This is a genomic window from Pseudomonas botevensis (assembly GCF_019145475.1).
GTDB classification, from domain to species: Bacteria; Pseudomonadota; Gammaproteobacteria; order Pseudomonadales; family Pseudomonadaceae; genus Aquipseudomonas; species Aquipseudomonas botevensis.
The window spans coordinates 37,657-48,646 of sequence record NZ_JAHTKI010000032.1; the positions used below are offsets into that span (position 1 = coordinate 37,657).

Genomic DNA, 10,990 nt, shown 5'->3' on the forward strand with positions numbered 1-10,990 from the left:
GGCGGTAGGTTATGCCCCAGCGGGCGGTTGGTCTGCGACACCTGCGTAGGTGAAGCTGGCCGGGACCGTATAGGTCGCCGACTCTGTGATAGTTGGCCCCTGATCCACTGGTTCAGTGATGAGGCCGTCGAACCCGTTGCGATCCAGTGGCGTGTCTACGCGAAAGAGCCGTGTCAGCTCTTCAACGAGCGCCTCTGCCGTAGCCATGGCTTGGCCAGCCGGGCAAACGATGCTGATTTGATAGATGCCGGTGTACTCGTAGGCCTCTCCGCCGAGATATCGACAGGTCGTGCTGGCAGGAAGTTGAAAGGCACGAAGGTAGGTTTCAGAAGGATTCGGTGTGAATGGTTGATTCGGAAAGGCCACTCGTATCGGGCGCGCAGCCGACCATGTGGCCAGCTTCGTTTCGATGGCCTGACGGGCGCGTGCGTGACTCATACCTGATTGTTCCTGATGGCCTCCTGCACGATCTGCTGGAAGCGAGCCACAGTTACCCGAACCATGCCGTTCGGAGCCTGGGTCGAGTGTCCGAACTCCAGCGGAATCGCATAGGGCAAGTTGTTGATGAGGTAGACCATCTGGCCGGCGGTGAAGTCGCTGATGGCGGTAACCAATGCCGCGATAGTCTCGGCTCCGCTCGGGTCCACCTCGTCGAATGTGACGTTTTCGACAACGCCGATGGACAGATGCCAGTTCGCCCGGAATCGACCGCCGACGTAGTCCTTGCCAGCAACCAAACCGTTCACATTGAAGTTCTGGTCTCGCTCAGCCTTGGTCAGGGGCTTGGCATACTTCACGCCCCGCTTCAGCTTCCCGGCCTTGTTGAAATTGCTTTCGTCCAAGTTGATGAGCGTGTTCCGCACAGCCACCTTGAAGTCGTAATCGTCGGCCGCCCGGGTGTTCGCCTGCCGGTGAGCGACGTTCGCTGCCCAGATCTCAGGGTTGCCCACGGGCGACATGCGAATCAGGCTACTGCCCAGCTCGATGATGATCTCGCGCACACTGGCGTCGATTGCTTCGCTGGTCTGGGCGGCGAACTTGGCGAGGCTCAGGGCGAAACTGCCGGATTGGCCGGCACCTGCCCGACTCATGACCGCACCTGCAGCTCATACAGGATCGGCGTACCGGCCGGACTGACCTCTTTCAACGGCGGCACGATGGACCAGGTGCGCCCCTGAATGATCACCTTGTTCAGAAGATCCGGCACCCACTCCAGCCCCTGCGCGGCGATCTTCAGCTTCTTGTCGCCCTGCTTGATGAGGCTGTTGTTCTGAAATTCCTGACCGGTGAAGTCGAGCAGGATGCCTTGGGCAGTCTGCTCTTTGGTGCTGTCGGGAGGTGCCGAACCGGCTTCTGGGTCGTACTCGCCGACGGTTGTGGCGCGGATGATTACCGGCTGGCCTAACTCTGTAATCATCTCCAGAGCCATCACGGCCATTTCGTCGTAGAAGGCCATGGTGGCTCCTGTTCAGCTATGCGCGGACGGCGAACAGCCCTCGCTTTTGCAGATAGTCCGCGAACTGCGTCGCACTCGGTCGATCCGGGGCTGCTGGCAACAGTCGCCCACTGGTGTTGGGGATCGTTGCGTACTCGCGTGTCACCGCGCCTTCGACTCGTTCCAGCGTCACCGCGCCTTTGCGTTTCTCGATAGGGTCGACGTCGTCGGTGTGGATCTCGGCAGCCAGCGCCATCTGGCCGTACTGGATCCGCGCTGGCAGGTAGTTGTCAGGCTTGATCTCGCGATCCAGTTCAACGCCCCTGCGCGGCCAGGACAAGGCCTGCTCGCTGCTGGTCTTCCGCCCTTTCCACGTCATGCCATCCATCGCCAGTGCGGCACGACGCAGCAGCGCTTCCTGTGCTGGCACTTCCGCCGGGATGACCACACCGAATTTCACGGCGTACATGGCCAGGTCTTCGGCGGATGCATAGCTTTCGGCGTCAGGCTTTCCAGTGCCATCCTCGATGATGAGAGTCATGAATCAGCTCGCTGTGGTGTTCTGGGTCGGGCGCCGCGTTACCGGGCACCCGGATTATTACGCCTTCGGAAGCTCAGCGACCGCTTTTTCCAGCGACTCTACCGAAGCGTTCGCCCGGTAAGGCACGCCGGCAGTGTCGAGTTGCGCTTTCAGGCCTGCGATCTTCTCCGCACTGTCGCCCGGTCCTGCTGCCGCCTTGAGCTGTACGATTTCAACGCGCAGCGATTCGGCCTCTCGTGCCAGGGTGTCGCATTCGCCCGTGAGGTTTTCGAATCCATCATGAATGGCTTTCAGCGCACCGAACAAGCGGATCGGCAATTCGCCAGCGCCAGGATGCTCCAGATCCGATTGCCCCTCGACGGCGTCGATCAGTCGCAAAATGCCGTCGCGCTCAGCGCGCAGCGCGGCGTTGTCCTGTTCCAGACCGACAATGGCGTCAGCACTACCCGAATCAATCGGTTGGCTGATCATAGGCTGCAGTACCGAAACCTCGACGCCTAACGCCTCATATGCGTCGACCACCTTCGGCCAGTCGCCAATCACGACCGCGTGGCTCACACCGGACTCTGGCCGATCAAAGTGAGCCGGATTGCGGTACCGCTTTTCCGGATCGAAATCCGAATTCTGAGTGGAGTAAACCAGTTCCATAAAAGTCTCCGTAGCGGCCATCGCTGGCCGCTGTCAGGGCCAGAATCAGCCGCCGGCTGGTGGCGTAGTGGTCAGGGTGATCATCACGCCGGCGGTGACTTTGTTGCTTTCGGCGTGCTTGACCCAGTTGGCGGCGGATCCGACCGCAGCCAACGTCGGGTTCGAACCACCGGTGGCGTCCTTCCAGCTGTAGCCCAACACGTCGATGTTCACGGTCCCTTCGGCGCGGTAACCGATACCGAGGTTTTCTTCGTCGTCGACCGTGTAGGAGCGGAAGCCCGGGGCCTGGGACTCGGTGATCACCACTGCATTCGGCAGCAGACCGAAAATCACATCGGCCGGCGCACTGTCGGTTACCAGCACCGGCTTGCCGAGAGTGCCAGGCAGGCCGCCATAGATGACGACGCCTGCTTCTTCGTAGATCTTGTTGGTGATCGCCTCGTCGACAATGTCGAAGTAGGCGCTGGAGTGCATGACCCACAGAGCAATACGGCCGAACTTGTCGCCGAACTTGCGCATGCCCCGGGTCAGGGTCTTCTTGCCGTCGGTCTCGATGTTGGCGGTGACCACCATGCCGGCGTTGGAGCCGATTGCAGCGCGCAGCGCAGCAGTGGCGTACTGGATGAAGCCTTCCAAAGTCGCATCAGCGACGTCGGCGCCGATGATCTGGGAGAATTCGTCAACCGGACGGCCACGACGCTTGAACGCCTCTTCGGTGGTCTGGTACGGGCCGTATTTCCACGGCGCTTTCACGCCAACGGCCTCACCGGCACCGATCTTCTTCGCGGTCACCTTGCCGGTGGAGTTGACGTCGCGATGCTCCAGCGAGCCGCCGATCTTGTAGAACGAGCGCTTGCGGAAGTCGCCTTCAATCAACTCGTTGTCCAGCACGATCGCGCCATTGGACGATGCGTTGAACACATCCAGGTTATCCTGGACACGCTCCAGGTATGCGGTTTGCGCCTCATCGTTGTAGATGATCAGGTCGCTGTTCACAGTCGTTGCCATGGGTGAATCCCCTTACTTGGGCAATTGCAGGTATGCGGTTTGGCCGTGCTTGCGCTGGTAGTCGCGCTTCTGCTCGGCATTCATTTCGGAGCGCTTCAATGCAGCCTGGCCGCCACCCCCGCCCGGGGCATTTGTTCCTGTAGCCCTTGGCCACAGATGAGGTGCGCTTTCGCGCAAGGATTCCGCCCATTCGAGCGGGGTCAGAGGGGTCTTGCCGTCTTTACCGAGGATGACCTGGCCGGATTCATCAACGGCGACCGCTTCACCCTCTTCGTTCAAGGTGAACACGCCCTTGGCGCGCAGGATGATGTCGTCGGTTGCTTCCGGCAGTGCGCCGGCTTTGAGTGCCGCACCACGTACCGAATCGCCCAGAACTTTGCCCTGGAACTTGGTGGCGAATGCTTCGGCCTTCTCGGCGCGCGCTGTGACGGTCTTCAACTGCTTGTCATAGTCGCCACGCAGGCGCTCGGTGCGGCGGTTGAATACCTCGTCCACTTTGCCCTCTGTCAGCAGCTTGGTTTCTTCGTCTTGGCCGGCCCGGCTGAGCAAGCCTTTGACGGCGTCGATGTCGATGCCTTCGAATTGAGTTTCGAACTGCGACAGCTTGGTAGTGGTGTCCTTCAGCTTGCCCAGAAGTTCGGAGTTTTTGGTTTTCAGACCAGAAACGGAGGCCTCAACGGCAGTCGCGATAGCGGCCTTGATTGCCGGATTCTCCAGGTCGATTTCGTTTTCTTCTGCCACGTTGATGCACCCCTTGGGTATGTGTTGCCCGCTTTGCAGGCATAAAAAAACCCCAGCAAGCACCGGGGTTCATTGAATTCGTGAATTTGTAGTTAGTTATTGCTTAATTTATCTCGAAGCTTTTTCAGCTCTAGCAACGTATCTGATACGTCCACTTCCCAGTGACCGAGCGTGGAGAAGACTCTAGCTCGGGCGTTGGATAGGTTTCCGTTGTGCTGACTATTGAAGTGCTCGAGTACGTCACTCACATCACGGAACGAAAGCCGTATTTCTTCGTGCTCACCATAGTTAAGGGTGAATGGAAATCCCTTCCCTGTAGGGCCCGCCATATGCGCCGTCCATCCGCCCTCCTTACCTTTTGCACCGATTTGCGCTCCGCTCACCCTCACTGGCCTGTTACCTGATGAAATCAACTCCACGACGAGATCTTTACCTCCAAAAATCATAGAGGCATCGCTGACCGGCTTTACTGCGCACTTCAGATTCAGCTTTTCCGCGTTATCTTTTCGCTGGGTGTCCGCCAGCCATATAGCGACTACGACCGCTAACAGTGCTCCCACTCCAGAGACCCAATCGCCGACGCTTCCCCAATTCGGCACAAACCGGACTGTCGCATCTGGATTTAGATTTATTCCTGCTGTCAAACCGAATAGGCCACCGAGGACGAATGCAATGATCACTCCCAAAACTGTTAAATATTTCATGCCACCTCCTTTTGAATGAAGGCGTTATAACAATCCTGCTCGCTCGAAGGCTAGCGGCTCCAACCCCTTCATCTGCAATAGGGTCAACGGCGCGAAATTGCGATCGAGTTGTAGCTCTGTGAAGCGCTCAACACTCAATCCACCCTCACGAAACAACTTGGCCCGCACAGGGCCGATTGCCACGTCTTGGAAAGACGTAGGCTGCTGCTGAAGCCAGTGGTAATAATCGAGGCTGGCACTCACCTGCCCCGCACCATTGGCGCCCACCGACGCTCGGGTAGCGCCCTTGGCGAAGATCTCGCTGATCTTGGTCAGCAGCACGAACGTTGTACGGCAATTGGGGTGAAAAGGCGGACGCGGCCCTGAATCGACCGGAAACCTTCGCTTATCCATCGACCGACATTGCTGGCTGGTCTTACTGTCCAGCGTGGCAACCATCTCAACCTCGGACACGATGTCAGTGTTGGCCTTGGCCACCTCCATGCGCGCCTGTGACGACACATGCTGAATAGCCGTGTGCACGACCGTGCTGGCATTGCGGTTGGTGGTGGCGAGAACGCCGTCCTTGTATCCGGCAGCCTTGGTGCCACGAATGTTGCGGATAATCTGGAAGTTCGTTTGGCCTTCGAAGAAGCCCTGTCGGATCGTGCCGGTCACTCGATCGCGCTCAGCACTGGTCCATCCCTTGATGAACGATTTCAGCAGCTTGCCGCCGCCGGTGCCGCGTACGCTGAGAGGATTGGTCAGCACTGCGGTACGGATAGCCGCTGCCGTTGGCGCTACCACATCCAGCGAAACACCGACCGGCGCAGAGCGAGCCAGGCTCGACGCCTCGAACTCAGCCTCGTAGTTAGCGATATCAATCAGGTCGAGGTTCAGCAGCGCGCTATATCGGTCGAAGATGCCCAGCAGCAGACTGTCGACCTCCTTCAGCAGCGCCTCCAGTCGCTTCACGTTGTACTCAGTCAGATCCGACTGTGTGAGCCGATCACGGATCGAGCGGTCGATCTCCTTCAAGAAGGGGGCGAACTTGCCAACCTCCCCGGCCTTGAGCTTTTCGAGAAAGACCGCGTGCCGGATTGTGGCATCAAGTACCGCTTGATTGACCGCCATTTAGTGGATCCTCATCGTCCAGGCCCAGGCCGTCGCCCTGTTCTGCCAGCTCGCCATCGATCTGCTTGTCAGTGCGCTCCGGCGCGATCAGACCCAGTTTGCGCAGGTACGCCCGCAGATCTGCCTTGGCGAAGCCGCCGTTCTGCCAAAGGCCGACCAGTGCAGTGATCATTTGCGGATCAGCCGTCAGCTCCACAAACTCCTGATTGATTTGATAGGCGACCTTCGCGTCGTCGACACCCATGTAGTTGCAGCACCACATGATCGCGCGGGTGTACGCCTCGCTGACGTTGGCCACGCAGCCTGCGAGCACCGACGTCGATGCAGACTGATCACCACGAGCTTCGGTCGCCGTCTTGGACGAGAGAGAAGCCACAACCATCCGGGCGCCCAGCTCGATCATCATCTGGTTCTTGTCTGCCATGGCCTCCTTCACCAGCGTGTTCGGCAGAGGCTGGGCGTAACCGAACTGACCACCGGCAGGCAGCATCATCGGTGCGCGGGAACCGACGTAAACGCCGTTCTTCTCCATCCAGTCGCGCCACTGCTCATCCAGGCCGGAAATCCATGGCTGGGCCTGGCCGCACCAAAAGACACTGTCTTCATAGTCGGCACTGTTTCGGTAGTGGCCCAGGTTGATCATGGCGATGTCGTAGAGCGGCGACTCATCGATGCTCGGATCGTTGTTCTGCGCACCGACGAAGGTGAACGGGATTTCCTTCAAGCGCCCGGCGGTACCGATGGGCTTGAACTCTTCAACCACCGCCAGCGGCCCACCACCTTTCGGCCCGGACCGGCGCCAAACTCGACAAACAAAGCCGTCAGCCTCAAGTGCCAGCTCCCGGTACTGCTCAACCACTTTGAAACCGAAGCCGTCTTCGATCTCCGGCGATTCGCGCAGGACCACCAGAGTCAGCACGCTGTGACCGTTCACCATGCCCGTACGCCAGTTGATGATGTCTTCGGCGCAGTAGGACAGGATCACGGAATGGCCACCGGTTCCGTCGTCTTGGTGATAGTCGACGTACAGACCATGCCGCCCGGCCTCAAGCACCTTTTCCAGCGTGCCTTGCGAGTGCTGGTAGACACTCACGCCGGATCCGTTGGCGTTGTCTTGCAGGTACTCCAGCTTCTTTCCAACAGCCAGCGTCGGGTCCTTGTGGAAGGCCAGGCCGAGCAGTCCGTTTCGGGTGTGACCGGTGGCGTTCTTGAACACCGCTCGCTCACGGTAAGCCTTGTTGCGATCCTTATTTTCAGGCGAAGCATCATGAGCGTTGATGTAAGGCAGTCGGTCGACAACTCGGTGCTGGCCGGCGCATACGTCGCGAACGGTCGACCAGCGCTCCAGCGCTTCGATGTAATCCGCCCGCTTGAAGGAGACGTCGTTGCTCATCGGGCGTATCCCATTTTGATGGCGGTGACCGGTTTGATGATCGGGTACTCGCGGTGAATGAAGTAACCGCCGCCGTCGTTGGCGTGGTCGTTGCCTTGGCTCTTGTCCGGCTCGCCGTTGGGCGCCCAGATCTGTTGCTCCAGGCCGTCGGCGTATGTCGGGCAGGTGAACGGGTTGACCAGGTAACGACGCTCGCCCTGCGCATTGCAGAACATGGCGTTCATGGCGTTGATCCGATCTTTCACTGGCGGGTTGGCCGCCGGCGCGATGACCGTAAAGCCTGCCTGCTTGAGCATGGCGATATCGGTGACACTGGCATTGACCGATTTTCGCGAATCACCCGAGGCGTCCGGGTAGATCCGAATCTCACAGGTCTTCTCGAAGTCGTTGCCGTTGTGCCGCCAATATCGTTCCTTGATGCGTTTGATCATGTCCGGCGTGTCATAGCCATCCATCAGCTCATCCACGGCGCGCGGCAGACCCTGATCACGTTTGACGTGGGTGATCGCCGCCATCTTGCCGACGTTGAAGTCCATGCCGATGAACAGCGGCTCGCCCGGCTGCACACTGTCGAAGCACTGGTTCAGCTTGCGGTCGTAAGCGTGGTAGATCGATCCAGACGTCAGGTTGACGAACTGGCCGTTCAGGTAAGCGCGGATCAGTTGCTCGGGATACGACTCCATCAGCGATGGGATGTAGTCATCCGGCAAGTTCAGCTCGTTATCGAACGTGCTGGCTTGCACCAGACCGTACATGTCCTTGAGCGCCGGCTTTTCGCGGAGCTGCTTCACGAACTGCTGGAAGACGAACTTGAACCCTTCCGGGGTCGTCGTCACATCCACGCCGTTCTTCAGCCCAGGCACGTTGTAGCGCATCCGGGCGATGATCTTGCGCCAGGCGTGCTGAGCCTTCAGCGACGGGAGAACGTCGAGCTCATCCACCAGCGCGTGGCCGATCTTGAAACCGACAATGGTCTGCGGCTTCTCCATCGAGCGACAGATCGTCGTGCTGCGGTACTGCCGGCCGCTGTAGAAATCGACCTCTTTGTCACTCTCCTTCGTCTTGACCTTCAGCCCCCAGTCGTAGGCCACTTCCTCGATCGTCGGGAAGAAGATGTCGCGGATCTGCGGGTAGGTCGGTGCGAAGTAGCCGGAGTTGATGCCCGGCCATTCCCATACGTGCTTACACAGCGCCGCGCATCCAACCCACGTCTTGCCCGAGCCGAAGCCAGCAACGAAACCACGGAATTTATGCGGAAGCTGGAGGAAATCAGCCTGCGGAACATTCAGGCTCGGCATCCGGTTTCCTCGCATTGATCACTTGAACCGTCACAGCGGTCGGCACTGAGGGTTCACTCTCGTCGTCGGACTTTTTCTGCCGGTTCACGTAGACGTCGCCGACTTCCTTCGCGGCCTGCTCCAGAATCTGCATAGCCAGACCAATATTCTTCATCGACTCGGCCCTCTCGACGAACCGGTTCATGGCGCGGAGGCGGTAGGCACGGTTTGCAATCGGGATCTCGGCGGTTTCTTCGCGGAAACGCTGGCGGGTATCGTGAAACAGGGTCTGCCATTTGACGGCCAGGTTCGCCCCGGCACGCTTCGTTGGGTCGTGCTGCTCTACCTGCTGGCGGCTCACATCAACGCCGAACTCTTGCTTTACCGCTTGTGAGACTTGCGTCGGGGTGTCAAAGCACGCCAAAGCCTGAACGATGAAGGCTTTGACATCGTTTTTCAGGGCTGCCATAGATTGGATTCCGTCTCATGCCTGTCTCACATCAGGCCGACTTGAGCAGACAGGTTCCGCAGGCCCTCGCAATGTTCATTTGCCCTACCTCGGCAGGATTGTTTGCAGCATCCACCAGCTCTTGTACCGCAGGGCTTGCACCGTAGCGGCGGACAACACCGACGAACTCTTCGACGTCGTGTCCGCGCATTTCAAGCTTGGGCAGTCCTTCCTGGGTGAAAGCTGGTTGACCGTACTTATCGGTAGCCTGGGCTATGTGATACAGCTCGTGCTCAACCAGGGCGCAGAAGTCAGCGTCGGAGCACTGGGCGCAGTAGTCGGCTGCCAGTGTGATGATGTAGGCCGGCACATCGCCGAACCAATCTCGCATCTGTTGCTCCATCCGGGCTTTCTGCCAACCGCCGGCACGGAACGCTACCTGCTCGGCCTGGCCAACCACCGTGCGCCCCTTCTTCGTAAAGGCAGCAGACGCCCACATCACACGAATGTCCGCATCAATTAGATGGGCGTGTTCTTCGTTGTGGATACTGCCGGTGTCGGCGAGGATCTCGGCTTGGAGCCAGTCCCACACTTCGGGAGCTGGGATAACGCTAGACGGGGAGCTGTCGCTGTCACTCAACAGGCCAAGGCTCTTTGGTGGCATTGGCCTTTTCATGGTGATTACCTATCAGGGGAGGGTCTGGTCCTTGAGGAGTAAACGTTGTCATCAGACGAAATTGACGGTCGTCAGTTGAATACCGGATTCACCCAGTAGGTCCACGACCTCTTGGCCGGTCAGCATTTCACACGATACTTCAACGTTGATTGACATTATTTCGTCGTCAATTTTGTTCTTCAGTACGGTTAATCCGTAGGTCAGTGCCTCGTCCTTCGAGGTGAAGGTTTCAATCTGACCGGGTACAAACCAACCGTCCCGAATGAATTGGACAGTGGTTCGCTCGGACCAGATGGGACGAGACAAATAGATGGACGTGTTGTGCGATGCCGTCTTGAAACGGATGGATTGTGTTGTGATGTTCACTTTCATACCTTTTTGTTTAGCCAGGATTGGCATAGGTATTTAGTGGGCGACTACAACCAAAATCGCAAAAAACGGCCATTTCATTGAAAAATTAACGAGTTATTTGTAACAAATTAATTCACGGCGTTTTTTCGATATCTGTCCAGTTATCACGTATCGCGACACGATTTGATGACTCGCGAAACGTGTCGCAACTTACTCGGCTTTGCGAGTCGGCAATTTGAAGTCGGTCACCCGATCCGCGATGTTGCGGATCTTCTCCACGCCCAGGAAGCCAACCCAGCCGCCGGCGAAGGTGGCCATGCTCTGTGGTAGGCCGAAGAAGTCCAGGCCGCTGATGATGGTCAGGGTCAGCCCGCCGCAGATCGCGCCTTCCACCAACATCTGGCGACGGGTGCCGCCTCCGTAGGTGATCCGCAATACAGCCATGGCGCAGGACAGCGCAGCCGCATAGAGGATCGGCGAATGCTGGCTCAACCACGCAAGCGCTATCGCCCATGTGTCTGGTTTGTCTGGCATGTTTGGCATCTCGGTTCCTCCCCGTAAGGGAGTAAGGAATAAAAAAGCCCGCTCGGTGGCGGGTATATAGCTCCGTGCTATCGTCACAGCCCTACAGCAAAACGATGGACGGAACCATGGG

15 protein-coding genes are annotated in these 10,990 nt (G+C 58.4%); all 15 read right to left on the bottom strand.

The features are described from left to right. Positions 1-9: 9 nt before the first annotated feature. The 15 genes from KVQ74_RS27095 to KVQ74_RS27165 all read right to left on the bottom strand — a co-directional run bounded on the left by KVQ74_RS27095 (position 10) and on the right by KVQ74_RS27165 (position 10,878). Complete coding sequence (locus tag KVQ74_RS27095) at positions 10-438, bottom strand: phage tail terminator-like protein (RefSeq protein ID WP_217834441.1); 429 nt, start codon at positions 436-438, stop codon at positions 10-12. Continuing rightward, positions 435-1,091 (bottom strand): hypothetical protein, encoded by a 657-nt coding sequence (locus tag KVQ74_RS27100; protein ID WP_217834442.1) that lies wholly within the window; start codon positions 1,089-1,091, stop codon positions 435-437. Before KVQ74_RS27100 ends, KVQ74_RS27095 begins: the two co-directional genes overlap by 4 nt. Further along, positions 1,088-1,456, bottom strand: coding sequence for a hypothetical protein (locus KVQ74_RS27105; protein WP_217834443.1), 369 nt, complete (start codon positions 1,454-1,456; stop codon positions 1,088-1,090). Before KVQ74_RS27105 ends, KVQ74_RS27100 begins: the two co-directional genes overlap by 4 nt. A 16-nt stretch (positions 1,457-1,472) precedes the next feature. Further along, positions 1,473-1,976: a DnaT-like ssDNA-binding protein gene (locus KVQ74_RS27110; RefSeq protein ID WP_217834444.1), complete on the bottom strand. Its 504-nt coding sequence runs from the start codon at positions 1,974-1,976 to the stop codon at positions 1,473-1,475. Between the two features lie 57 nt (positions 1,977-2,033). Then, the gene (locus KVQ74_RS27115) at positions 2,034-2,624 is read right to left on the bottom strand and encodes a hypothetical protein (protein WP_217834445.1); all 591 of its coding nucleotides are present in this window, start codon (positions 2,622-2,624) and stop codon (positions 2,034-2,036) included. A gap of 45 nt (positions 2,625-2,669) precedes the next feature. Beyond that, positions 2,670-3,632: a major capsid protein gene (locus KVQ74_RS27120; protein WP_217834446.1), complete on the bottom strand. Its 963-nt coding sequence runs from the start codon at positions 3,630-3,632 to the stop codon at positions 2,670-2,672. Positions 3,633-3,644: 12 nt separating this feature from the next. Beyond that, positions 3,645-4,373: a beta-N-acetylhexosaminidase family protein gene (locus KVQ74_RS27125; RefSeq protein WP_217834447.1), complete on the bottom strand. Its 729-nt coding sequence runs from the start codon at positions 4,371-4,373 to the stop codon at positions 3,645-3,647. 92 nt (positions 4,374-4,465) lie between these two features. Then, complete coding sequence (locus KVQ74_RS27130; RefSeq protein WP_217834448.1) at positions 4,466-5,077, bottom strand: Asp23/Gls24 family envelope stress response protein; 612 nt, start codon at positions 5,075-5,077, stop codon at positions 4,466-4,468. A 24-nt stretch (positions 5,078-5,101) separates the two neighbouring features. Then, positions 5,102-6,190 (bottom strand): minor capsid protein, encoded by a 1,089-nt coding sequence (locus KVQ74_RS27135; RefSeq protein ID WP_217834449.1) that lies wholly within the window; start codon positions 6,188-6,190, stop codon positions 5,102-5,104. Beyond that, complete coding sequence (locus tag KVQ74_RS27140) at positions 6,165-7,583, bottom strand: DUF4055 domain-containing protein (RefSeq protein ID WP_217834450.1); 1,419 nt, start codon at positions 7,581-7,583, stop codon at positions 6,165-6,167. Before KVQ74_RS27140 ends, KVQ74_RS27135 begins: the two co-directional genes overlap by 26 nt. Further along, on the bottom strand, positions 7,580-8,881 hold the full coding sequence (locus KVQ74_RS27145) for a terminase large subunit domain-containing protein (protein ID WP_217834451.1): 1,302 nt from the start codon (positions 8,879-8,881) through the stop codon (positions 7,580-7,582). The genes KVQ74_RS27140 and KVQ74_RS27145 overlap by 4 nt, the downstream gene beginning before the upstream one ends. Then, positions 8,853-9,329 carry a DUF2280 domain-containing protein gene (locus KVQ74_RS27150; RefSeq protein ID WP_217834452.1) on the bottom strand — a complete coding sequence of 159 codons (477 nt, stop codon included), beginning with the start codon at positions 9,327-9,329 and terminating at the stop codon, positions 8,853-8,855. Before KVQ74_RS27150 ends, KVQ74_RS27145 begins: the two co-directional genes overlap by 29 nt. Positions 9,330-9,360: 31 nt before the next feature. Then, positions 9,361-9,984, bottom strand: coding sequence for a putative metallopeptidase (locus KVQ74_RS27155; RefSeq protein ID WP_217834453.1), 624 nt, complete (start codon positions 9,982-9,984; stop codon positions 9,361-9,363). Positions 9,985-10,035: 51 nt separating this feature from the next. Further along, positions 10,036-10,350: a hypothetical protein gene (locus KVQ74_RS27160; protein WP_217834454.1), complete on the bottom strand. Its 315-nt coding sequence runs from the start codon at positions 10,348-10,350 to the stop codon at positions 10,036-10,038. A 195-nt stretch (positions 10,351-10,545) separates the two neighbouring features. Then, positions 10,546-10,878 carry a phage holin, lambda family gene (locus KVQ74_RS27165; RefSeq protein ID WP_085731213.1) on the bottom strand — a complete coding sequence of 111 codons (333 nt, stop codon included), beginning with the start codon at positions 10,876-10,878 and terminating at the stop codon, positions 10,546-10,548. Positions 10,879-10,990: the final 112 nt, after the last annotated feature.

Excerpts from the sequence above, each read along its gene's own strand:
- KVQ74_RS27100 (WP_217834442.1), bottom strand. The coding sequence starts at position 1,091 with ATGAGTCGGGCAGGTGCCGGCCAATCCGGCAGTTTCGCCCTGAGCCTC.
- KVQ74_RS27120 (WP_217834446.1), bottom strand. The coding sequence starts at position 3,632 with ATGGCAACGACTGTGAACAGCGACCTGATCATCTACAACGATGAGGCG.
- KVQ74_RS27155 (WP_217834453.1), bottom strand. The coding sequence starts at position 9,984 with ATGAAAAGGCCAATGCCACCAAAGAGCCTTGGCCTGTTGAGTGACAGC.
- KVQ74_RS27130 (WP_217834448.1), bottom strand. The coding sequence starts at position 5,077 with ATGAAATATTTAACAGTTTTGGGAGTGATCATTGCATTCGTCCTCGGT.
- KVQ74_RS27145 (WP_217834451.1), bottom strand. The coding sequence starts at position 8,881 with ATGCCGAGCCTGAATGTTCCGCAGGCTGATTTCCTCCAGCTTCCGCAT.
- KVQ74_RS27150 (WP_217834452.1), bottom strand. The coding sequence starts at position 9,329 with ATGGCAGCCCTGAAAAACGATGTCAAAGCCTTCATCGTTCAGGCTTTG.
- KVQ74_RS27115 (WP_217834445.1), bottom strand. The coding sequence starts at position 2,624 with ATGGAACTGGTTTACTCCACTCAGAATTCGGATTTCGATCCGGAAAAG.
- KVQ74_RS27165 (WP_085731213.1), bottom strand. The coding sequence starts at position 10,878 with ATGCCAAACATGCCAGACAAACCAGACACATGGGCGATAGCGCTTGCG.
- KVQ74_RS27095 (WP_217834441.1), bottom strand. The coding sequence starts at position 438 with ATGAGTCACGCACGCGCCCGTCAGGCCATCGAAACGAAGCTGGCCACA.
- KVQ74_RS27105 (WP_217834443.1), bottom strand. The coding sequence starts at position 1,456 with ATGGCCTTCTACGACGAAATGGCCGTGATGGCTCTGGAGATGATTACA.
- KVQ74_RS27110 (WP_217834444.1), bottom strand. The coding sequence starts at position 1,976 with ATGACTCTCATCATCGAGGATGGCACTGGAAAGCCTGACGCCGAAAGC.
- KVQ74_RS27135 (WP_217834449.1), bottom strand. The coding sequence starts at position 6,190 with ATGGCGGTCAATCAAGCGGTACTTGATGCCACAATCCGGCACGCGGTC.
- KVQ74_RS27140 (WP_217834450.1), bottom strand. The coding sequence starts at position 7,583 with ATGAGCAACGACGTCTCCTTCAAGCGGGCGGATTACATCGAAGCGCTG.